Annotated in this window: 17 protein-coding genes; 14 read left to right on the top strand and 3 right to left on the bottom strand. The window is 49.9% G+C overall.

The genetic code is table 11. The features are described 5' to 3' along the window. Nucleotides 1-385: 385 nt before the first annotated feature. The 10 genes from kdpF (at nt 386) to H8S75_RS07295 (ending at nt 13,212) form a co-directional block, all read left to right on the top strand. Entirely contained in the window at nt 386-463 is a 78-nt protein-coding gene (gene kdpF, locus H8S75_RS33575; protein ID WP_117502747.1) for a K(+)-transporting ATPase subunit F, read from the top strand. Between the two features lie 29 nt (nt 464-492). After that, nucleotides 493-2,199 (top strand): potassium-transporting ATPase subunit KdpA, encoded by a 1,707-nt coding sequence (gene kdpA / locus H8S75_RS07335; RefSeq protein ID WP_187020384.1) that lies wholly within the window; start codon nt 493-495, stop codon nt 2,197-2,199. Nucleotides 2,200-2,224: 25 nt separating this feature from the next. Continuing rightward, complete coding sequence (kdpB, locus tag H8S75_RS07330) at nt 2,225-4,312, top strand: potassium-transporting ATPase subunit KdpB (protein WP_187020383.1); 2,088 nt, start codon at nt 2,225-2,227, stop codon at nt 4,310-4,312. Nucleotides 4,313-4,347: 35 nt separating this feature from the next. After that, complete coding sequence (kdpC, locus tag H8S75_RS07325; RefSeq protein WP_187020381.1) at nt 4,348-4,998, top strand: potassium-transporting ATPase subunit KdpC; 651 nt, start codon at nt 4,348-4,350, stop codon at nt 4,996-4,998. Nucleotides 4,999-5,002: 4 nt separating this feature from the next. Beyond that, entirely contained in the window at nt 5,003-6,880 is a 1,878-nt protein-coding gene (locus H8S75_RS07320) for a sensor protein KdpD (RefSeq protein ID WP_187020380.1), read from the top strand. Nucleotides 6,881-7,533: 653 nt separating this feature from the next. After that, a complete protein-coding gene (locus tag H8S75_RS07315) occupies nt 7,534-8,040 on the top strand; it encodes a CarD family transcriptional regulator (RefSeq protein WP_187020378.1) in 507 nt (168 codons plus the stop codon). A gap of 237 nt (nt 8,041-8,277) precedes the next feature. After that, nucleotides 8,278-9,327 (top strand): DNA adenine methylase, encoded by a 1,050-nt coding sequence (locus H8S75_RS07310; protein WP_187020377.1) that lies wholly within the window; start codon nt 8,278-8,280, stop codon nt 9,325-9,327. Then, nucleotides 9,318-10,187, top strand: a complete 870-nt coding sequence (locus tag H8S75_RS07305; protein ID WP_187020375.1) for a Dam family site-specific DNA-(adenine-N6)-methyltransferase — start codon at nt 9,318-9,320, stop codon at nt 10,185-10,187. Before H8S75_RS07310 ends, H8S75_RS07305 begins: the two co-directional genes overlap by 10 nt. A gap of 101 nt (nt 10,188-10,288) precedes the next feature. Further along, entirely contained in the window at nt 10,289-11,134 is an 846-nt protein-coding gene (locus H8S75_RS07300; RefSeq protein WP_187020374.1) for a glycyl-radical enzyme activating protein, read from the top strand. Next, a complete protein-coding gene (locus H8S75_RS07295) occupies nt 11,131-13,212 on the top strand; it encodes a pyruvate formate lyase family protein (RefSeq protein ID WP_187020372.1) in 2,082 nt (693 codons plus the stop codon). The genes H8S75_RS07300 and H8S75_RS07295 overlap by 4 nt, the downstream gene beginning before the upstream one ends. Before the next feature lie 77 nt (nt 13,213-13,289). Here the strand turns inward: H8S75_RS07295 and H8S75_RS07290 are convergent, their stop codons facing one another. From H8S75_RS07290 to H8S75_RS07280, 3 genes are all read right to left on the bottom strand, one after another. Further along, the gene (locus tag H8S75_RS07290) at nt 13,290-14,504 is read right to left on the bottom strand and encodes an ATP-binding protein (RefSeq protein WP_187020371.1); all 1,215 of its coding nucleotides are present in this window, start codon (nt 14,502-14,504) and stop codon (nt 13,290-13,292) included. 100 nt (nt 14,505-14,604) lie between these two features. Beyond that, the gene (locus tag H8S75_RS07285; RefSeq protein WP_187020369.1) at nt 14,605-16,335 is read right to left on the bottom strand and encodes a sensor histidine kinase; all 1,731 of its coding nucleotides are present in this window, start codon (nt 16,333-16,335) and stop codon (nt 14,605-14,607) included. Beyond that, nucleotides 16,335-17,822: a response regulator transcription factor gene (locus tag H8S75_RS07280; RefSeq protein WP_187020367.1), complete on the bottom strand. Its 1,488-nt coding sequence runs from the start codon at nt 17,820-17,822 to the stop codon at nt 16,335-16,337. Before H8S75_RS07280 ends, H8S75_RS07285 begins: the two co-directional genes overlap by 1 nt. A gap of 222 nt (nt 17,823-18,044) precedes the next feature. On the opposite strand from H8S75_RS07280, the gene H8S75_RS07275 reads away from it, so the two are divergent. The 4 genes from H8S75_RS07275 (at nt 18,045) to H8S75_RS07260 (ending at nt 23,724) form a co-directional block, all read left to right on the top strand. Next, complete coding sequence (locus tag H8S75_RS07275) at nt 18,045-19,787, top strand: type 2 periplasmic-binding domain-containing protein (RefSeq protein WP_187020366.1); 1,743 nt, start codon at nt 18,045-18,047, stop codon at nt 19,785-19,787. Nucleotides 19,788-19,872: 85 nt separating this feature from the next. Then, nucleotides 19,873-20,814: an ABC transporter permease gene (locus H8S75_RS07270; RefSeq protein ID WP_025530648.1), complete on the top strand. Its 942-nt coding sequence runs from the start codon at nt 19,873-19,875 to the stop codon at nt 20,812-20,814. Between the two features lie 13 nt (nt 20,815-20,827). After that, nucleotides 20,828-21,715 (top strand): carbohydrate ABC transporter permease, encoded by an 888-nt coding sequence (locus H8S75_RS07265; protein ID WP_055653294.1) that lies wholly within the window; start codon nt 20,828-20,830, stop codon nt 21,713-21,715. Between the two features lie 29 nt (nt 21,716-21,744). Beyond that, nucleotides 21,745-23,724 carry a glutaminase domain-containing protein gene (locus H8S75_RS07260; RefSeq protein WP_187020364.1) on the top strand — a complete coding sequence of 660 codons (1,980 nt, stop codon included), beginning with the start codon at nt 21,745-21,747 and terminating at the stop codon, nt 23,722-23,724. Nucleotide 23,725 lies beyond the last annotated feature (1 nt).

Raw genomic sequence — 23,725 nt, 5'->3', positions numbered from 1 at the left:
AGGAAATGGTATTATGAAATCTATATAGGATGTCAATTAAATAATTCCCAAAACACAGAAAAGTTCCACTCTTCTCCAAAAAGAGCGGGGCTTTTCTTTATTTACAGAATATTTATAGCAATCACTGGAATCGCCTTGGAATGTTTATACGGAGTGATGATAGAATAAGAATCTGTTACAGAACAGATTAAGGAGGTAAAGGGCATGATGGACATTTGCATGATCGGAACTATTTTAGTCAGCTGTATTCTCATGAAATTGTTCGTAAACTGGTGCGATTCCCAGGTGGATCCGAAGCCAAAGAAATAAGGCGTGTAAGCGAATAAAAGGGAACACGCCCTAAAGATTTACGAATAGACAATTCAGCAGACAAGGAGTGAGCGGTATGGTGATTTTAGGCGTTATCATTGCGGGATTGGCGGCATATCTGGTGTATGCCCTGGTTAATCCTGAGAGACTGTAGGGCAGAAGATATGAGGAGGAATAACTGAAATGTTTCAGATTATGATGACATTGCTTATCTATATGATACTGGTAATCCCCATTGGAATTTATCTGTATCATGTGGCAGCGAAGCAAAAGACGTTTGCAGATCCGGTATTTGACAGGATTGACAATTTGATTTACAGGGTTTGCCGGATCAACCGTGAGAGTATGAACTGGAAGGTCTATGCACTGAACCTTATTATGGCCAACGCGGTAATGATTTTAATCGGATATGTGGTACTTAGAGCGCAGGGGCTGCTGATGCTGAACCCCAACGGAATCGGAGCCATGGAACCAACGCTCTCCTATAATACGATTATATCCTTTATGACCAATACGAATCTCCAGCATTATTCCGGTGAGTCGGGACTATCCTACTTAAGTCAGGTGGCCGTTATAATATTTATGATGTTTACTTCGGCTGCAACCGGTTACTCAGCCTGCATGGCATTTTGCCGCGGTCTGTCGGGGCGGCCTATGGGGAATTTTTATGAGGATATGGTCAGAAATACCACCCGTATTCTGATTCCACTCTCCTTTATCGTCGGCCTGATCCTGATCTGGCAGGGGACGCCGCAGAATTTCCAGACGAATTTCACCGTACATACGCTGGAAGGAAAATGGCAGGATATTGCTACCGGTCCGATCGCGGCTTTGGAATCCATTAAGCACGTCGGTACCAACGGCGGTGGATTTTTAGGGGCAAACTCTTCCACGCCGCTGGAGAATCCGACAATTATTACCAATCTGGCAGAGCTGTATTCCATGATGATACTGCCCGGAGCCTGTGTGATTGCTTTTGGACATATGATAGCTGACAGACGCCGGGGAACCGGTAAAAAAACTGTTTTTGGCAGTCAGGGCAGAACGGTATTTGCAGCAATGGCAATTATTTTCCTGATCGGCATCACCGTTTGCTATACAGCAGAGAAGGCAGGGAATCCCATTCTGGCAGGAGTCGGATTGAATCAGAGTATGGGCTCCTACGAGGGAAAGGAAGTCCGGTTCGGTATCGCCCAGTCAGCTCTTTTTACCACAACGACTACCTCGTTTACCACGGGAACAGTCAACAATATGCACGACACGCTGACCCCGCTGGGGGGCATGGTGCCGCTTCTGCACATGATGCTGAACTGTGTATTTGGAGGTAAGGGCGTAGGTCTTATGAACATGATCATGTACGTAATCCTTGCGGTTTTCCTGTGCGGATTGATGATCGGCCGTACGCCGGAATATTTAGGAAAGAAGATCGAAGGAAAGGAAATGAAGCTGGTTGCCATCTGTCTGATCGTGCATCCGCTCCTGATTCTTGGCTTCTCCGCACTGGCCGTTGCAACGCCGGGCGGATTGGCCGGTATCACAAACCCCGGATTCCATGGGCTGACACAGGTCTTGTATGAGTATGGTTCCTCCGCCGCCAATAATGGCTCCGGATTTGAAGGGCTCGCTGACAATACCGCATTCTGGAACATTACGGCAGGACTGGCCATGTATTTCGGACGTTTTCCGGCAATTATCATTCAACTGGCAATCGCAGGCAGTATCCTTGCAAAACGCAGGGTAAATGAGACAATCGGCACACTCAGAACGGATAATGTGATATTTACACTGATACTCGTATTTATCGTATATATTTTCGCGGCATTGACGTTCTTCCCGGCACTTGCCCTTGGACCGGTCGCAGAACATCTGACGAACTGGTTTCCGTTATAGAGTTGAGTTTAGGAGGCAATTTCAAATGTCAAAAAAGAGACAACAGTCAACAAAGTTTATAACGCGTGACATATTAAAGAGCTCCGTAATCGGAGCGTTTCAGAAGCTTGATCCCAGATATATGCTTAAAAACCCGGTGATGTTTGTGGTGGAAGCCGGATTTCTTATTACTCTGGTTCTCTGCTTCGTCCCCAACCTGTTTGGAGATGTGCAGGCACTTGCCGGTAAGCTTCCGGCAGCGTCCTTAAGAACCTATAATGTGATTGTGACGCTGATCCTTTTTATTACGGTCTTATTTGCTAACTTTGCCGAGTCGGTGGCTGAGGGACGTGGAAAGGCCCAGGCGGAGACGCTGAAGAAGACGAAGAAGGATACGGTCGCCCATTTACTCAGGGACGACGGCTCTGAAACGGAGGTTTCCGCTTCTGAGTTAAAGAAGGGGGACGTGGTCATTGTAAGAATCAATGAGCTGATTCCCAATGACGGAGAGGTAATCGAAGGAATTGCCTCCGTTGATGAGTCGGCCATTACCGGTGAATCCGCTCCGGTTACTCGTGAAGCAGGCGGCGATTTCTCATCAGTAACCGGCGGCACCACGGTGGTGTCCGACTGGCTGAAGATCAGGATAGCAGCGGAGCCGGGCGGCTCCTTTCTCGATAAGATGATTGCTCTGGTCGAGGGGGCATCCAGGCAGAAGACGCCCAATGAGATAGCTCTTAACACCTTGCTGGTCGGCCTGACCATCATATTTCTGATTGTCATAGTCTGCCTCTATCCATTTGCGGTTTACTCCGGTGTTCAAATTCCGGTTGCAACCCTTGTGGCGCTCATGGTCTGCCTGATCCCCACTACCATTGGCGGCCTGCTCTCCGCAATAGGCATCGCCGGGATGGACCGGGTGACGAGGTTTAATGTCATTGCCATGTCGGGAAAAGCGGTGGAAGCCTGCGGTGACGTAGACACCATGATTCTCGATAAAACGGGTACCATCACCTTTGGAAACCGTCTGGCTGCGGATTTTTATCCCGTGGAAGGCATAGACAAAATGGATTTAATCGACCTTTCCGTTCTCGCTTCCTTAGAAGATGCCACTCCGGAGGGAAAATCCATTACGGATCTGGGTTATAAAATGGGCAGCCGCGTTGAAAAATCGATGGCGGGAAAAATGAACTTTATTGAATTTACAGCTCAGTCAAAAATGTCCGGGGTGGACTTATCTGACGGCACCAGGATCCGTAAAGGTGCGGGAGAAGCCGTAAAAGAGCTGGTTTTGGCCGAAGGCGGCAGAATCCCGAAGGACCTGGATAAAATTGTGGAAGAGATCTCGAAACTGGGCGGAACACCGCTTACCGTCTGTGCCGATCATAAAATTTACGGCGTCGTCTATTTAAAGGATACGGTCAAACCTGGTCTGGCGGAACGTTTTGCCAGGTTAAGGGAGATCGGAATCAAGACGGTCATGTGTACAGGAGATAATCCCCTGACTGCGGCCACCATTGCGAAAGAAGCCGGCGTGGACGGATTCATCGCAGAGTGCAGGCCGGAAGACAAGATAACCGAGATTAAGAAGGAACAGGCAGAAGGAAAGATCGTAGCCATGACGGGAGACGGAACCAATGATGCGCCGGCCCTGGCTCAGGCGGACGTGGGGCTGGCAATGAACTCGGGCACACAGGCCGCCAAAGAGGCCGCCAACATGGTAGACTTAGATTCGGATCCGACGAAGATTCTGGAGGTGGTCGAGATTGGAAAACAGCTTCTGATCACGAGAGGTTCCTTAACGACTTTCTCTGTTGCAAATGACGTTGCGAAGTATTTTGCAATCATACCCGCCATGTTCCAGCTGGTGATTCCGCAGATGAACATGCTGAATATTATGAAGCTGACAACCCCGTACAGCGCAATATTGTCGGCTCTGATCTTTAACGCAGTCATTATCCCGAGCCTGATCCCCATCGCCATGCGCGGCGTGAAGTATAAACCGATGCGTTCGGAAAAAATGCTGCTGAAAAATATGGGAATCTACGGTGTCGGCGGAGTGATCGTGCCGTTTATCGGCATTAAACTGATTGATATGATTGTGGCCCCGCTGCTGGCCGTGCTGGGCCTGTAGACTAATGGGCAGAGAACGTATGGAAGGAGATTTGGATGAAATCATTTATGAATTATTTAAAAAATGCATTGATATGCACCATCGTCCTGGGTGTCCTGTGCAGCGTTGTCTATCCGGCGGCGCTGACACTGGCCGGGCAGGCATTTTTCCCGAAACAGGCAAACGGCAGCCTGATTACGGTCCAGGTGGGCGGACAGGAGCAGGTGGTAGGCTCAGAGTTTGTAGGACAGCAGTTCGAGGATTCCCGTTTTTTCCATGGGAGAGTGTCCTCCGTAAATTATAACTGCTACACGGACGAGGAGAAAGAGGACGGCAGCTACGGCGGCGTATCTTCCGGATCGTTTAACTACGCAAACTCCAACCCGGAATTAAAGGCACGTGTGGAAGAAGATATGGCAGCCTGGATGGAGGCGCACCCGGATGTGAAGCAGGAAGACATTCCTTCAGACCTCCTGACCGCTTCCGGTTCCGGACTGGACCCACATATAACGGTTCAGGGCGCGCAGGTACAGGTTGGGGCAGTGGCGAAGGCATCCGGCCTGACGGAAGAGGCGCTTAATGATATCATCGACCGAAACACAACAGGAAAGGTTTTGGGCATATTTGGGGAAGAGACAGTCAACGTGCTGGGATGCAACCTGGACATTGCGGAAGCATTGGGCATGATTACGAGAGAGCAGGGATAGGGTAATGCAGGAAAATGACACGCGCCCTGATCCGGAAGTGCTGCTGGCCAGGCTTAAGGAGGAAGAGCAGGAAGAAGGCGGCCGCGGAAAGCTCAGAATTTATCTGGGCTACGCGGCCGGTGTCGGAAAGACATATACCATGCTGCAGGCCGCCCATGAGGCTGCCGACAGCGGAGAAGACGTGGCAGCAGGTTACATAGAGCCTCATGTCCGCCGGGATACTCAGAAGATGGCCGAGAAACTTGAGACGATTCCGCCGCTGATGGTATCATACAGAGGAACAAAGCTGAGAGAATTCGATTTGGACGCCGCTTTAAAACGCCATCCCCGGATCTGCCTGGTGGATGAGCTGGCTCACACTAACGCTCCCGGTCTGAGACATATGAAACGCTACCAGGATATCGAGGAACTGCTGGACGCGGGAATCCATGTGTGGACGACCGTAAATATTCAGCATCTCGAAAGCTTAAACGACATTGTGGGAAGTATTACCGGAATTACCGTGCGGGAAAAGTTCCCGGACAGCGTGTTTGACCACGCCGATCAGGTTAAGGTCGTGGATATAGAGCCGGAGGAGCTGTTAATCAGGCTCTCAGAGGGAAAGATTTACAAAAAAGAGCAGGCGGAGCGGGCCGTAAACCATTTCTTTACGAGGGAAAAGCTGGCGGCCTTAAGAGAGATCGCACTCCGGCGCACGGCTGACCGGGTGAATCATCTGGCGGTGGAAGAGAAGAAAAATCATCAAAAGACGGGAGACTATTATACAGGAGAGCACATACTCACCTGTATTTCTCCATCCCCGACCTGCGCGAAGGTGATTCGGTCGGCGTCGAGGCTGGCATATGCATTTCACGCGGAATTTACGGCTCTCTATGTCGAAACGCCGCTGACGTCAGGGGCGTCTCTGAAAAATAAGAAGGCTCTGGAAGACAACATACAGCTGGCTAAGGCTTTGGGGGCGAAGATTGCCACGGTATACGGGGAAGACGTCGCATACCAGATCGCCGCCTACGCCAGGGTGTCAAACGTATCAAAAATCGTCCTGGGAAGAACGAATCACCGGATCATCCTGGGGCAGACCAAGGGGACCCCGGCGGAACGGGTGGCGCAGTACGTCCCCAACCTGGATATTTACATCATACCAGATGCGACGGCGGCTGGAAAACGGCGTGCGCTGACGATGAGTGACTTCGGGCAGAAAATGACCGCGTATAAACATATTTACATGGATACGCTTAAGATTACGGCGTTTACCTGCCTGGCCACCTTTCTTGTGTTCCGGATATTGGGAATATGGATGGCGCGGGAACATGTGATCATGCTTTTAATTACAGCATTTATCATTGCAACGCTGCTCACAACCGTCAAGCGCCAGTCCCAGGAACTGATAAAAAAGTCTCATCGTCTGGAGATTCTCCTGGAAAATTCTTCCCGGCTCAGAAGGTGCGTCACGATCAGGGATGTAGAGAATGAGGTGGCGGAGCGAATCGTCCAGCTGATGGATTTATCGGTCATCTTTTATTTGCGGGGAGAAGGAGATCATACGCTTTCCTTCAATGGGCCTGATTTTTATCCGAAAAAGGGTGTGGCGGCGTCGGAACTGGATTTTTTTAAGGAGCAGCAGGAGACAGCCACAGCCGGATGGGTGATGAGCAATGGCAAACGGGCCGGATGCAGTACGAGCGCCCTGCCCAGCGCGAAAGCAATCTATCTTCCCGTGAGACTGGATGAGACCGTCTACGCGGTGGTGGGAATCTATCTGGAAGAGGGAAGGGGAATCGCTGAATTTGAGTATGGAATCATCAGTGCTATGCTGAATGAGGCAGCGCTGGCATTCTCGAAACGGTACGGTGATTTCTGGGGACATAATCCCGGTATGTAGGTGAAGCCGAAGAACGGGCAGGCGTCAGCCCCGCTCCGCAGAATGTGAAAAACTCCCGTTATAAAGCGGGAGTTTTCCTCTTATCTATATCAAAGCCTTCATGGAAGTCGGAAGTAAATCACGTTCTCTGTTTATTTGGAGGAACAAAAAACAGCACTTCATGATCTTACACTCTCTTACCGCTCCTGCGGCAGCAGGATAACAGCATACATGGAAAGCTAAGGCAGCAGTCACCCTGCGGAAAGCAGAGTCCGCGCCGGCAAGGAGGATCAAACCGGTAATGCTGTTGTGGCGGCTGTTGCGGAATCACTTACGATAAATCTTCTATAATGATCGGGAAGAAGATCCGCAGGGATTTGTCCTGCTGATATATAGTATGACAGGCTGTACCTTTTGGTTACGATCGTTCCAAAGAAGCCTGTCCTTTCGTCCGCCGCGCGCTGTGATCTGTAGCCTGTTTTGGAGTGAGTATGGCGATTACCAGGAAAAATACTGACAAATGCCTGCATGATGTGCTATAATAGAAGTAAATCAAAATTGATGCCTTCGGATGCAATCACTTCTGAAGCATCTTTTTTTTATTCTCAGACGCGGTTTTGTCTCTGAATGATCGATTTGGCGGTATCTGTTGGTTGGTTTCAAAGGAGGTAAAAATGTATCAGGTAAATGACCATGTTGTCTATGGAAACTATGGGATCTGTGTGGTGAAGGCGATTGGAAAGCTGGAGATGGATTCGGCTGCGAAAGACCGGCTTTACTATACACTGGAACCGTTGTATTCGGAGAAAAATACGATCTATACCCCGGTGGATAAAAAGGACGCTACTATGCGCTGTGCGATTACGGAACAGGAGGCATGGAATCTGATTGACGGAATTCAGGGACAGGAGATGATACAGGTCGCTGATGAGAAGAGAGCGGAACACGAGTACAGAGAAATTATGAAGACAAATGAGTGCACGGGATGGAGCCGGATTATCAAGACCATCTATTTGAAAAACCGGAAACGCCTGGAGACCGGAAAACGGTACACGGCGAAGGACGACGTCTATTTACGTCTGGCCGAAGACTTTTTGTACCGGGAACTGGCTGCCGCTCTTAACGTAAATAGGGAAGATGTGGAATCAATCATATCGGACAGGGTAAAGCAGCTGAACTGATGTGATAAGACTCCCCCGCAGAAAAATATTTTTCTGTCAACTTTTTTGATGGCAAAAAAGCAAAATGCATGGTAAAATAAGAATAATTATGTGCAGTTAAATCCCCCGCAGCGAACTACGGGGGATTTGCCCCGTGAACGGCAGTGCCCGATAAAAAGGGGCATGCTGCCATCAGACGGAACGACAGGCTCGTTGCTCACGGGAATCAACAAAAGTCGAAACAGAGGGACAAGAACAATGAGGTTTATCGGAAGCAAGACATTGCTGCTGGATCATATCAGAGCGGTTGCAGAAGAAAAGGCGCCGGATGCCCGGAGCTTCTGCGATATTTTTTCGGGAACAGCGGCTGTGGCGAGACATTTTAAGCAGTGGTATGAGGTGTATTCCAACGATCTGCTGTATTTTTCATACGTACTGCAGCGCGCTACCATAGAGAATGACAGTGTGCCGGAGTTTGGACGGCTGAAGGAAGAACTGGGCATTACGGACCCAGTGGAGTACTTTAACGGAAAAGAGACCCGGGACATGGAGGACCTGGTGCAGGAGAGACGTTTCTTTCAGAATACGTACGCCCCAACAGGCGGCCGTATGTATTTAAACGATGACAACGCCCTGCGCATTGACTATGCCAGATGTACCGTGGAGGACTGGAAGAACGCGGGACTGCTGGATGAGAATGAATACTACTATCTTGTGGCCTGCATCGTGGAGGGAATCCCGTTTGTATCCAATACTTCCGGTACGTACGGTGCGTATCACAAAAGCTGGGAACGGCGCAGCTATAAGAAATATGAGCTGTTCCGGCTGGATGTGACGACGAATCACAGGGAGAACCGCTGTTACAACGAGGACGGGGCCGAGCTGTTAAAACGGCTGCAGGGCGATATTCTCTACGTTGACCCGCCCTACAATGAGCGCCAGTATCTTCCGAATTACCATGTTCTGGAGACGGCGGCCAGATATGACTACCCGGAGGTTACCGGCGTCACGGGTCAGAGGCCTTATGAGAATCAGAAATCGGAATTCTGCATGAAGAAGAATGTGACCGACGCCTTCGAACGGCTCATCAGCAACGCCCGTTTTCAGCACATCATTTTAAGCTACAGCACGGATGGTCTGATGACGACGGAGGACATCGAGAGAATCATGAAGACGTATGGAAAACCGGAGACATTTCACATTTATGAGATTCCATACAGGAGATATAAGAGCAGAAAGGTGAAAGAGACCGAACGCTTAAAGGAACTGCTCGTTTACGTAGAAAAGCAGGTGGAACCATGTATATAAAGAGCCCGCTGAACTATACCGGGGGCAAATATAAGATCTTAAAGCCGGTTCTGGGCGCATTTCCGCGGCAGATCGGCAGTTTTGTGGATCTGTTTGCCGGGGGCTTTAACGTGGGGATCAACGTGGAGGCGGACCGCATCTTCTGCAACGATCAGATCACGTATTTGATCGGGATGTTTGGCCTGTTCCGGGAGATGGAGACGGAGGTGCTTCTTACGCGCATCCGGGGCCTGATCGCTGCGTACCAGCTGACCCAGCAGAATAAGGAAGGCTACCTTGAACTGAGACGCCACTATAATGAGAGCAAAGATTTGACTGAGTTATTCGTTCTGACCTGCTATGCGTTTAACCATCAGATCCGATTTAATAACAGCCATGAATTTAACTCTCCCTTTGGGACGAACAGGAGCTCCTTCAACGGAAACATCGAGAAGAATTTAACCGCCTTCTGCCGGGCCTTAAAGGAGAAGGATATCGTATTTTCCACTACGGATTTCCGGGAGATGGATTTGGGATTCCTGGGAGAAAACGACCTGATTTACTGTGATCCGCCGTATCTTATATCTACCGGCTCCTATAACGATGGGAACCGCGGATTCCGGGACTGGCACGAGGAGGAGGAGGCGGCGCTCTTAGGGCTGCTGGACCGGCTGAACGGTCAGGGAACGAGGTTTGCGCTCTCCAATGTCCTGTATCACAAGGGACTCTCCAACGATCTTCTCATCGAATGGAGCCAAAATTACCATATCACCTACATCGATAAGAGCTACGCCAACTGCAACTATCATTTTAAGGATAGGGACGCGGTGACGGTGGAGGTTCTGATTACCAATTACGTGCCGGAGGGGGCAGGGGAATAGAAAGCGTCATGCTATGTGACGCTTTTTTTTATTGACTTTTCGGAGGCCGTCTTCTATAATTACATTAACGATAACATTAACGTTAATGTAAAGGAGCGGAAATGAGAGAAGGAGTGGTTTTCGATGTGGAGGAGTTTACCGTTTTCGATGGTCCGGGCCTTCGGCAGACCGTATTTTTAAAGGGCTGTCCCTTGAGGTGCAGCTGGTGCCACAATCCGGAGGGGTTAAGCGGCGTTCCCCAGCTGATGGTCAGCACCGCCTCCTGCACTGGCTGCGGGAAGTGCAGGGAGGTGTGCCGCCATGAGACGTGTATCAGCTGCGGGGAATGTATTCCTGTATGTCCGCTGCATTTAAGGCGGATTGCGGGTGAAAGGATGACCTCGGGGGAATTAATCCGGCGGATCCGAAAGAGCAGTGATTACTACGCCCGGTATGGCGGCGGAGTGACATTTTCGGGAGGTGAACCGCTTATGCAGGCGGACTTTTTGACGGAAGTTTTATACGGTATTCCGGATGTGCACCGCGCCATAGAGACCTCCGGCTACTGTGAGGAGGACGTCTTTCGGCGTGTGAGCGCCCATCTGGATTATGTGATGATGGACATCAAGCTGTTTGATGCCGTCCTTCACAAAAAGTATACAGGAGTGGACAATGAAAGGATCTTAAGAAATGCCCGGATACTCTGTGAGGGGGAGATTCCGTTTGTTATCCGCATCCCGCTGATTCCGGGCGTGAATGACAACGAGGAGAATTTTAGGAGTACTGCAAAATGGATCGCAGGGGCCAGGGCACTGATCAAGGTAGAGCTTCTGCCCTACCATAAGACGGCGGGGGCCAAGTATGCCATGGTGGAGAAGGAGTACAGGCCGGTCTTTGACCCGGAACAGGCCGTATGGGTGTCACAGAAAATATTTGAAGAATATGGAATAAGGAGCGAGGTATTATGACAGAGAGAATTGAGAGGATGCGTCAGTTTTTTGTGGTGGATAAGGGGCAGAAGGCCATGTGGCAGAAAGAGGAGAACCCTTACGTGCTGGCGGAGCAGTTTGCAGCGGAACATACTCCGGATGTGGACCGGGCGGCCAGGCGGCTGATCTATGTACTGGATAAGGAAGAGCCGGTTTTATTCGAGGATGAGCGGATTGCATTTACCAGGACGGTGACAACGATTCCGGAGATTTTTACGGAAGCGGAGATGGAAGAACTTCGAAAGGAACACTGGATTCACGAAAAGGGAGACGTGTGTAATATCAGTGTCGATTATACGAAGCTGCTGAATCAGGGCTTTGATGCGAAAAAGGCGGAGCTGGAAGCGCTCAGACAGCAGTTTTCCCAAGTGGGGGAGGCAGCAAAGGCACATTATATAAAGCTACAGATCGATATTCTGGATCATGTGCTTTCCCTTGCTGCCAGATATCAGGAATTAGCCGAAAAGAAAGGGAATGATGTGATCGCCAGGACATTGAAAGCCGTACCGGCGCACGCGCCGCAGAGTTTTCTGGAGGCGCTTTCTATGTTTCGGATCATCCATTTTACGATGTGGTGCGGGCGGAACTACCACAATACGGTGGGGCGGTTCGACCAGTATATCTATCCCTACTTAAAGGCCGATCTGGATAAAGGACTGTATACGGAAGAGAGCGCGCTGGAGCTGCTGGAAGAATTCTTCTTAACCTTTAACCGGGACAGCGACTTATACCCGGGCATGCAGCAGGGAGACAACGGCCAGAGCCTGGTGCTCGGGGGCTTGAATGAAGATGGTTCGGACAGCTATAACCTTCTGTCAGAGCTGTGCTTAAAAGCCAGCCTTGAGCTGAAGGTGATCGATCCCAAGATCAATCTCCGCGTGCATGAGAAGACGCCGCTTGGCACCTACATACTGGGGACACAGCTGACCAGGCAGGGCCTTGGCTTCCCCCAGTATTCCAATGACGACGTGGTGATTCCGGGCCTCATGGAACTGGGGTATAAGAAAGAAGATGCTTACCGCTACGTGGTAGCCGCCTGCTGGGAATTCATCATTCCGGGCGCCGCCATGGATATACCCAATATCGAGGCGCTTTCCTTCACGAAGGCCGTCTCCGACGCGGCTATGGAAAAACTGGAGCAGTGCCGGTCCTATGATGAATTCGAGAAAGCGGTCCGGGATAAAATCGATGCACAGGCCGATGAATTATGTAAACGGGTAAACGGAGTCTACCTTTTTCCCGCTCCGTTTTTATCCCTGATGATGGATGGCTGCTGTGAAAATGGAACCGATGTGTCCCTGGGATGCAAATACAACAATTACGGTTTTCATGGAACGGGTATCGCCACGGCGGCGGATTCTTTGGCGGCTGTAAAGAAGTTTGTCTTTGAGGAAAAGAGCATGGATGCCTCTTCGCTGGTGAAAGCCCTTGGGAATGACTTTGAGGGCGAGGAACTTCTCTGCAACCGTCTGCGTTATGAGTCCCCCAAGATGGGCAACAACGACGATTATGTGGATGAGATCGCGGCCCGGCTGCTGAATGATTTTGCCGATTCCCTAAAGGGGCGGGTCAATGACAGAGGCGGCATTTACCGGGCGGGAACGGGTTCCGCCATGTATTACATCCGCCATGCCGAGAACCTGCCGGCGACGCCTGACGGAAGGCGAAAGGGGGAGGGCTTTGGCGCCAATTACTCTCCCAGCCTGTTTTCCAGATGCAGGGGTCCTGTTTCCATTATCCAGTCCTTCACCAAACCGGATTTAAAACGGGTGATTAACGGCGGCCCGCTGACGCTGGAGCTTCATGACACCGTGTTCCGGACAGAGGAGAGCTGTGCCAAGGTTGCGGTGCTGGTAAAGTCCTTCATGGATCTGGGCGGCCACCAGCTTCAGCTGAATTCCGTAAACCGGGATACCATGCTGGAAGCACAGAAGCACCCTGAAAATTATAAGAATCTGATCGTGCGTGTGTGGGGGTGGAGCGGTTATTTTGTAGAACTGGATAAGGAGTATCAGGATCATATTATTCAGAGGATGGAGCTGATGCTGGCTGTATAAATGACCGGCCATTTTGTTGGAGCAGCCCCCTCCGGCTGACTGCCGCGCCGAAGGGGGCAGTCAACCGGAGGGGCAAGTTAATTCCATTCCGCCATTAAAAGAAATTCTCTGATATTTTTATGCTTAATTCCATTCCGGCCAAAATCAAATTCATCCATGGAAACGACATATTTCGGATAGTTGTCACGGATCAGATCATATACTCCAAATTCCCGGCTTATGGTATCATCCGAAGCCAGCAGATAGGAAACCTGGATATATAATTTTTCTTTTTGCCGGGTGCCGATAAAGTCTACTTCCCGTTCTCCGGATTTCCCGACAGTTACCTGATAACCGCGTCTAAGTAATTCCATATATACAATATTTTCCAGAATCAGGTTAATGTCTTTCAGATTCTCACCGAAGATAGCTTCACGAATGCCGTGGTCTGCTAAATAATATTTTTCATTTACTGTAAGTATTTTTTTTCCCTGGAGATCCTGCCGGCGGACACGATAGAGGAGAAAGGCCTCCTCACAGGCTTTTATATAGTTTAAAATGGTTTCTGTTGATACGGTACGATACTCGCTTTTCAGATATTTTGATATGGCATTGGCAGAAAAGGTATTTCCCACATTAGCGGAAATGTATGCAATAATACGCTCGAGCATGTCTATGTCGCGTATGTTATTTCTCTTTACAACATCCTTCAGAACAACGGAATTGTAAATGTCTGTCAGATATTGCCGGCAGGGTTCCGCTTCAAAACGCAGATTGCTTAGATACGGCATTCCGCCCAGGGTCAGATAACTGGAAAATACTTTCTGCTCCGTCGCCTCCGGGTATATTTCCCGATAAAGCATTAAAAATTCACGATAGGAAAATGGATAAATAACAAATTCCACATACCGGCCAGCCAGGTATGTGGCCAGTTCACCTGAAAGGAGTTTTGCATTAGAACCGGTAATGTATATATCGCATTCTAATTCAATCCGGAGTGAATTGATGCAGCGCTCCCAGTCCCGGACTTCCTGTATTTCATCGAAAAAAAGATAGCTTTTTCCATCGACAGCGGATACTCTTTTTTTGATCTCATCGTGTAGCGCTTCGGCAGTACAATACGGAATATTATTCATATCCTCAAAATTGAATGATAGAAACTGCGCAGATGTCACCCCCTGCCGCAGCAGTTCCTCTTTAATTAATTCGAGCATAACAGACTTTCCGGACCGTCTCAGGCCAGTCAGCACTTTTATAATATCCAGCCCTATAAAGGGGCGGATACGACTCATATATAATTCTCTGTTGATCATAGGGCGAGAACCTCCTGGTAACATGATATTTCATTTTATCAGTTATAGTGAACAAAATCAATATAATTATATAGTATGGCCAGTATAAAAATAAAATACACTACAGTTCACAGCCTCCTACGGGAATTCTGACAAACGCCGTCGTCCCCCGGTCCGGCTCGCTGTCAATCGTAAGCATATAATTATCCCCATAGAGCAGCCGCAGCCTGTCGTTGACATTTTTCATGCCGTAGCCGCTCGTTTGTACGGAAAACAGATGGTCCACAGCGTCCTTTTCCATGCCGCAGCCGTTGTCCTCAATCCAGATGGAGATGAAGTCCATCGTCATGTACACCTCCTTTTTCACGGTGACAGTCAGTTTTTTATCTTTCTTCATACTGTTCTTTAAGCCGTGATCCAGCGCATTTTCCACCAGAGGCTGAAGAATGAAGTTGGGAAACGGGGCGCCGGATAAGGAAGTCTCAATGTTGTATACAACGTCTATGGACTCACTGTAGGAGAAAAGCTGAATTTTTACGTAGGCCTGGATATTCATCAGTTCATTTCCCAGTGTGGTGATATCTTTTCCCTTATTCAGAGCGGTTCGGTAAAAGGTGGACAGAAGTATGACCATCTCGCTGATATCGTTCTGCCCGGAAAGGATCGCCCGGCTGTTGATAAGTGATAAAGAGTTATAGAGGAAATGTGGATTAATCTGTGCGTACAGGATTTTCTGTTGATAATTCTTTTTTTCCAGCTCATGTTTTAAGTTCACCATAATATAATGGTTGATTTCCCCCATCATGCGTGAAAAGGTGTGAAAGAGCGTGCCGATCTCGTCGTGGCGTTCGCTCACCAGGGAAACCGACAGATCGTTCATATCCCCGGAACGCACCTCGTCGATCTTCTCGGTCAGGTTCTCAATCGGAGTGACGATGGAGACGGAGATGATTAAGACCATGACTCCGAGGAACAGCAGGATAATCCAGCCAAAGGCGTAGGTGCCGCGTGTGATCGCATTTACAGCTCTGTGGATCGAGGTATACGTCTTATAGTAGCAGATGTTCCAGCCGGTCTCCGGTATGGAGGAAGTCAGCTTTAGATACTGGGTATCGGACATTTCGGCCAGAAACGGAGTCAGCTCCTCCTCCGGCAGATCGGAGGTGGAAAAGATCAGGCCTCCATCCCGGGCTGTGACCACCACATCGTACTTATCCTCCGAGAGAGATAAAAATGGTTCGAAGAACAGGTCATAGTTGATTCGGAAGGAGAGATAGTTGGAGCTTTTGTACTGTCTGATATCCCCGATCAGTCTGGTGGAATAAAGATATGGCTTGCCGTCCTCCACGGCGGAGACCCAGGTGGGAATATACTGGTTATGCACCTGGGGAAACCAGTCCTTCTGATACAGGCTGTCCAGGTCCAGAATATAGTTGTTATAGGGATGAATATCGCCGGAAGAGTAGATCGTAATCGCCTCCAGATCAGGATACAGGGCGTAGTAGGTGAGAAAAAGGGGCTCGATGGTGTCGGAATACGCCTTGTACATTTTGAAGTAATCGTCATGGTAGCTGGTGTTTAATACCTTCATAATCGCGTTGTTGTTAAACATGAAATTAGAAAGGTTGTTATACGTGACAAGCTTATTGTCAACGGAGCTGACCGCCTGCTCCAGGGCGAGTTCGGTCAGGGAACGCTCTCTTTCCAGGATAATGCGGTTGGTGTAGCGGTTGGAAAGGATGATGTAGCACAGGAACGGAAGCGCGCCCATCAGAAGGAATATGATCAGGACTTTTCTGCGGATCCCCATGTCCAGAAAGCCCCTTCGGATTTGTTTCAGTGTATTTGTCATCAGTAAGTCTCCTTCTGGCGGTAGTTCTCCGGGCTTTCCCCATAGTAATCGCGGAAACGCTGGGAAAAGTAGGACGGATTGGGAAAACCGACGGACTCGGCGATTTTGTTGACTTTCATCTCCGTCTCCAAGAGCAGCCTGGCGGCCTGCTCCAGCCGGTATTCATTGATGAATTTCATCAGGTTGCACCCGGTCTCTTTCTTAAATACGGAACAGAGATAATTGGGGCTTATGTAAAAATGGCTGGAGATGTCGTTTAAGGACAGCGGCTGGGCGTAATTCTGGTAGATATACTGCCGGATCTTATCCGACTTCAGGCAGGTTCCCTGGCTCCTCTGGGCCTGGCTGCGGAGTCTTCCGGCCAGATCGTAGGTCATATCCATCAGCTCCACGATGTTGGTGGAGCCATAGATCTTTTCCGCTACTTTATTTAAATCCGGCTGCTGGTCATCCGGCAGATAGTGGATAATCTCCTTCATCAGCTCCGTAAAACAGTATTTGACGAAAATAAGGGAACGGGTCTTCTCGTGTTTTAAGGATTCGAAGAGATCCTCCAAATGAAGCATCAGGGAATCGTAGTCCTTCAGCCGCAGATCGTCGGACACAATATCAATGGAAATATGACCGGAGGAGGCGTAGGGGTGGTCCGGCCCATCCGGCAGGAAGATATTCTGTTCCGGGAAGAAAAAGTGGTTTTCCAGCCGTTCCTCCAGCTGCGTGTAAACCTGGCTGATGGAGCCGTTGTCAGGAAGCGTCTGAAACGCCACGCAGCATTTCTGATGAAATTCCTTTTCGGCACACAGGCAGACCGACTGCGCACTGGGAAAGAGAAAGGCCCCATCCTTGAAAAAAAGAATGCTGCGGGACGGATCAAGATTCAGATAGTCGAAGGGGGTGCTGAGAAGGTCTGCCAGCTTTTCCTGAAAGGAGATGCCTTCCAGACTGAAAAATTCATTGTCACATTCGACTAACATGAGGCCGGTATAGCGGTCCTTAAAGAAGGGAGCGCTGTCCGCAAGCATACTGGATTTACCGTTGACAGCCAGCCAAAGCATGTGATTTTTCAAAAGCTTTGTCTCACTGCGGCGCGTCCTGATCTGGCGGTTGGTCTCCTCCACGCCGTTTATGACGCGGGTCATGACGGAGACGAATTCGTCCGGGATCACCGGTTTCATCAGATAGTCCTCCACTCCAATAGTGATGGCGGTTTTGGCATACTCAAAATCATTGAAGCCGCTGAAAATGATGATTCTCGTATTTGGTGAAAGCTTTCTCACCTCTTTGGACAGCCCCAGACCGTCGAGAAAGGGCATGCGGATATCCGTAAAGAGGATATCATAATGATTTTCAGGTTTTCTAAAAAGCTCCAGAGCCTCCTGACCGTTTACTGCCGTGGCAACCTCGAGAGGCAGTTCGTATTTTTTTATAAGAAATGTGATGCAGTCAACATCGAGAACAGAATCATCGACAACTAAAATCTGATACATGGCTAACACTCCTTCCATTCGTGTAATTCTACAATTTATTCTAGCAGATTTGCCGGAAGGAAAATAGTGGAAGGACATAAATGGATAATTTTGTGATAGGAATGCGAAAAACCTTGTATATACAGGGAAAATGAGAGGGGATATAATAAATACATGAAACAAAACACTGCTTAAGGCGCCGTAAGCAGCCGGGGTTGAAGACTAATAAAAACGGAGGTTACCATGAAAAGAAGGAATCAATTAGTATCATTGTTACTGACCGCATGTATGGCGGGGGGCTGTCTGGCAGGCTGCGGGGGCAATACGAAGGCGCCGGAAGAATCTTCTGTAAAAAATGAAACTACAGCGAAGGAAGTTCAAAATGAGACGGCCGGAGGGGCGGCCGCAGGCACGGAGGAGGTAGATCCCTACGGTCCGGTCAGCGAGGAGAAGACCGTAATCCATGTGGGAAGAGCGGAATCGGCCAACGTTACGTACCCGGACGGTGAAGATTCCCACAACAACTACATCGTAAAATATCTTCAGGATCAATTGAATACCGAATACATATATGATTTCTCCGTTGACGACGCTTCTTATCCGACGAAGGTCGCCATGGCCATTGCATCGGGAGATATGCCGGATGTTATGAACGTAACGTATACCCAGTTGGTTCAGTTAGTGAATGCCGGCGCAGTGGAGGACATGACGGACGCATTTGCAACGTACCGTTCCGACGCACTAAAGAAATGCTTTGATTCGACCAACGGCATGTCGGAAGGTCTTGCAACCTTTGACGGAAGGCTGATGGCGATTCCTGATATCCAGCCTGGTATGGACAGCGTTCCCCTCGTCTATATCCGCGGCGACTGGATGGAAGAGCTGGGACTGGAAGAGCCGAAATCACTGGACGACATTGTGAACATTGCCAGGACCTTTATGGAGAAGAATCCTGGCGGCAACGTCACGGATGGAATCGCTGTGGGCCTCTCCTCCGATAAGAAGCTGGTTCAGAAGAACGGCGGTACGTGGCATGTAAACGGATTGTTTACCTTATTTGATGCCTATCCGAAGATGTGGATCAAACAGGATGACGGCTCCGTGGTATACGGTTCCATCACGGAAGAGGCCAAGACGGCTCTCGGAGAGATCAGAACGCTGGTAGAAGAGGGCGTTATCGATCCTTCTTTCGCAGTCAGAGATTCTGAGCAGTGCGTGGAGATGATCAGCAACGGCCAGGCAGGTATCTTCTTCGGCGCATGGTGGTCAAACCAGTGGCCGGTAGTATCCATGCTGGAAGGCGCGGCTGACTCCGTAAAATGGAATTCCTATGTAGCGCCATTGAACACGGAAGGCAAACTGAATGTCCCGATGAAGAGCCCGACTACCACTTATATTGTCGTGAAAAAAGGCTGTTCGGAAGAGATCAAGGAAGCAGTTGTAAAGACCGTGAATTATCAGTATGATTTAGACCAGTCCCAGGCTGAGAATGTCCGTCCAAACGGTATGGATTCCCCATTCTCCTGGCACTATTATCCCATCAATGTCCTTCACTGCGACTATGATGCCAAGGAAAAACAGATCCAGTCAGTGATGGACTGCATCGACGGAAAAGTGGCTTACGACGATTTAAGCGGCGACGGAAAGACCTGGTACAACGGTTATACCGCGGTTTTAAAAGACGGCTTCAGAAAGACCGTGGAGAAAAATATTTCCACTGCCAACGGCTGGGGCTGGGCCAACGGCGCCTGGACCGTGCAGAGTCAGGCCGACAAGCTGAATCTTCAGTATGCCGCAAGCTACGCGGATTCACCTTCCATGGAATCCTTATGGGCGACTCTGGAGACACAGGAGGATGAATTCTATTTACAGGTACTCACCGGAAATACCTCTGTTGATGAATTCGACAAATTCGTCAGCCAGTGGAAGGCTCTGGGCGGTGATACGATTACACAGGAAATGACGGAACTGTCTGGTGCCAATTAACGACGCCGGGTAAAGGAGAATCAGAAAACCGGAGGCCCAAAACCTCCGGTTTTCAAAATCGGGATGAACAGGAAGGAAGTTTCGTATGGGAAAAGTAGCAGGAAGGAAGAGAAGAAGAAAGGAAGGGAGACACGTAACCATAAGGCAGACATACCAATACCATCTGCTGATGCTGCCGGGCTTTATCATATTGTTTATTTATACGATTATTCCGTTTTTCGGAAATATCATGGCATTTCAGAATTATCAGCCGATTATGGGATTTTTAAAGTCCAAATGGGTGGGGCTTGCCAATTTCAAGCACATGCTGCTGCTGCCCGATACAGCCAGAATATTCCGGAACTCGTTCACCATAGCGGTGGGGAAACTGGTGCTCACGATGGTGCTGTCCATATTCTTCGCCATTCTTTTAAATGAGATCACCAGCGTGAAGTTTAAGAAATCGGTCCAGACCATCTGTTTCCTGCCGCATTTCCTGTCATGGGTGATCCTGGCAACCATATTCAAGAATCTCCTGGACACGGGAGGAATCTTAAATCAGGGGCTTATGAGTCTCGGAATCTTAAAAGAACCGTTAATGTTCCTCGGCTCCAATAAGCTGTTTCAGGGCGTGGTGATCAGCACAGATGTGTGGAAGGAGTTCGGCTACGGGGCCATTATCTTCATTGCGGCCCTCATGGGCATCAATCCGGAACTCTATGAAGCGGCCTCGGTGGACGGCGCAGGCAGACTGGCGAAAATATGGCATATTACGCTGCCCAGCATCCGCGTCACCATCGTCATGGTAGCTACCTTAAATATCGCTAATATCCTAAACGCAGGCTTCGACCAGATCTATAACATGTACAGTCCGGTTGTGTACCAGAGCGGAGATATTATCGATACATACGTATACCGGTTGAGCTTCGTCAACGCCCAGTACTCACTGGCCACCGCCATCGGGCTCTTAAAGTCGGCGATCAGCTTCATTATGATTGTCACGGCGCATAAGATGGCTAAGAAATTTGCCAATTATCAGATCTTTTAGGGGGGGATAAACCATGAAAAAATATAATACATGGCAGAACCGGGTGTTTGACTTTTGTGTCTTTCTGCTTCTGCTTATCCTGGGACTCAGCTGTTTAATCCCTCTTTTGCATGTCATTGCGCTGTCGCTCAGCAGCAAGACGGCCGCCCTGTCCGGGAAGGTGACGCTCTGGCCGGTGGAACTGACCTTTACACCGTACAAGGTCTTAATGACCGATCAGAAGTTCATGCAGGCCATGTGGATATCCGTACAGCGGGTGGTCTTAGGCGGCGCGATCAATCTGGTTCTTACGGTAATTACTGCATTTGCCCTGTCCCAGGACGAATCGGATTTCCCGGCCAGAAAGGTATATATGTGGTTCATGATCTTCGCCATGCTGTTCGGCGCGAGCCTCGTCCCGTGGTACTTCGTCATAAAGGCGACCGGGCTTATGGATACCATATGGGCGCTGGTGATTCCCGGAGCACTTCCGGTTTACAACACCATTCTCCTGATGAATTTTTTCAGAAATCTTCCGAAGGAGATCAAGGAGTCGGCCATGCTGGACGGAATCACCCCGTTCCAGATGATGATGCGTATCTTCGTGCCGTTAGCCAAGCCGGCAATCGCCACTGTGACCGTATTTTCCGTGGTGTTCCACTGGAACAACTTCTTCGACGGCCTTCTGCTGATGAATACGCCCAGCAACATGCCTTTACAGACCTATATCCAGACCCTGACCAATACGACAGTCAGCGTCATGAGCTCTTCTTTAACTCCGGCGGAAATCGAAGCGCTCACCTCGCTTAAGACGTTCAACGCGGCGAAGATCGTCGTGGCGTCCCTGCCGATCGTAATATTCTATCCATTTATGCAGAAATTCTTCGTCTCCGGCCTGACGCTGGGGTCGGTGAAAGAGTAGGCGCATCAAATATAAGGAGATTTCATCGTATGAGAATCAATCGTATGGCAAGCGTGCCCCTGCTGGTGCACGATCCCTATTATTCCATCTGGTCGCCGGCTGACTGTCTCTATGACACGGACACCGCTCACTGGAGCGGAAAGGAAAAACGGCTTTACGGCCACGTCACCGCGGATGGAGAACGCTTCCGCTTCCTGGGCGGAGAGGACGGCTGTCCGGTGATCCCCCAGACGAGCCTGGAGGTTACGCCGACCGCGACCACCTGTACCTTTGAAAATGAGAAGCTGAGGCTTTCCGTCCGTTTCCTGTCACCGCTTCTGCCGGAGGATCCGGTTCTGGTCTCCAGACCGTGTACCTACATCGATTTTACCGTAGAGAGGAAGCAGGAGGTCTCCGTGAAGATCAATTTTACCGTCACCGGCGACCTGGTCTTCGATACACCGGGGAAAATCATCGGCGGAAGCCATGAAAATGAGATGTATCATTTCCATTATGGTACTATGAGAAAGGCGTTTCAGACACCTTTAGGCCACAGCGGGGACCGGATTACCATAGACTGGGGTGATATGATTCTGGCTTCGGAGGACGAGGCCGTCACGATCATCTTCGATCCGGAGCACAGCCTGCTGAATGCGTCTGCGGAGCTGGGGACCGATCAGACGGCGTGTACGGTGATCGCCGCCTATGACGATCTGCTCTCCATCTTTTACTTCGGTTCCTGGCAGAAGGCCTATTGGACAACGAGGTATGAGACCATTTTCGACGCGGTTGGAGAGAGCTTCCGCGATCGGGAAGAGGTGACCGAAAAGGCGGAGGCATTTGACCGGAGTCTGGAGGAGCAGGCCAGGAATACAGGCGGGGCCGACTACGTGTTTCTCTGCAGTATTTCTTACCGCCAGGTCATGGCAGCCCATAAGCTGATCGCGGACCAGGAGGGGAATCTAGTCTTCCTTTCCAAGGAAAATGACTCCAACGGGTGTACGGGGACCGTCGATATCAGCTATCCATCCGCCCCCATGTTCCTGCTCTTTAATCCGGAATACGTGAAGGCCATGCTGCGTCCGGTCTTCTGTTTTGCCGGCTGTCCGGTGTGGGAGTACGACTTTGCGCCGCATGACGTGGGCCGGTATCCGTACGCGGCGGGCCAGGTCTATGGACTTAGAAAAGAAGGGGAGAACCGGGAATTCTGCTATGATAACGGCGCCATTTTCCCGTTTTACTACGAGTATCCCGCGGGGCTGTCCGTCTACGATGTGAGGGACCAGATGCCGGTGGAGGAATCCGGAAATATGATGATTTTGACGGCGGCGGTGTGTGAACTGGAACGCTCGGGGGCCTTTGCTGCGCCGTATTACGAGGTGCTGAAAACATGGGCCGGATATCTGCTCGCATACGGTGAAGATCCGGGAGAACAGCTCTGTACCGATGATTTTGCCGGCCATCTGGCTCACAACGTTAATCTGTCGGCCAAGGCGGTTATGGGAATCGAGGCATTCAGCAGAATCGCCGCCTGTCTCGGAGAGGAAGAGGAGGCGAAGCGGTACCATGAGGAAGCCGTGAGGATGGCACAGAGCTGGGAGACCCGCAGCGCCGCCGGCGATCACTACCGTCTGACCTTTGACTGTGAAGAGTCCTGGAGCCTGAAATACAATCTGGTGTGGGACCATTTCTTTGGAAGCGGCCTCTTCAAACCAGAGGTATTTGAGACAGAGACGGCGTTTTATCTGAAGAAACTCAGCACCTTCGGCGTGCCGTTAGACAGCCGGAAGACGTACACGAAGAGCGACTGGATTCTCTGGTGCGCCTCGTTTGCACCCGATCGGGAGGCATTTTACCGTCTGACAGCTCCGGTAGCGGAGTATGCCAGGTCCACAGAAGACCGGGTACCGTTTTCCGACTGGCACGATGCGGAGAGCGGGAGATACTGTCATTTTATAGGAAGAAGCGTTCAGGGCGGCTTATATATGCCGATGCTGATAGAGAAGAGGAAGAAAAAACAGGAGGCTTAAA

The organism is Hungatella hominis (genome assembly GCF_014288005.1).
Taxonomy (GTDB): domain Bacteria; phylum Bacillota; class Clostridia; order Lachnospirales; family Lachnospiraceae; genus Hungatella; species Hungatella effluvii.
Note: the sequence above shows the minus strand (reverse complement) of the source record. Positions and strands in the feature narration are given on the sequence as shown.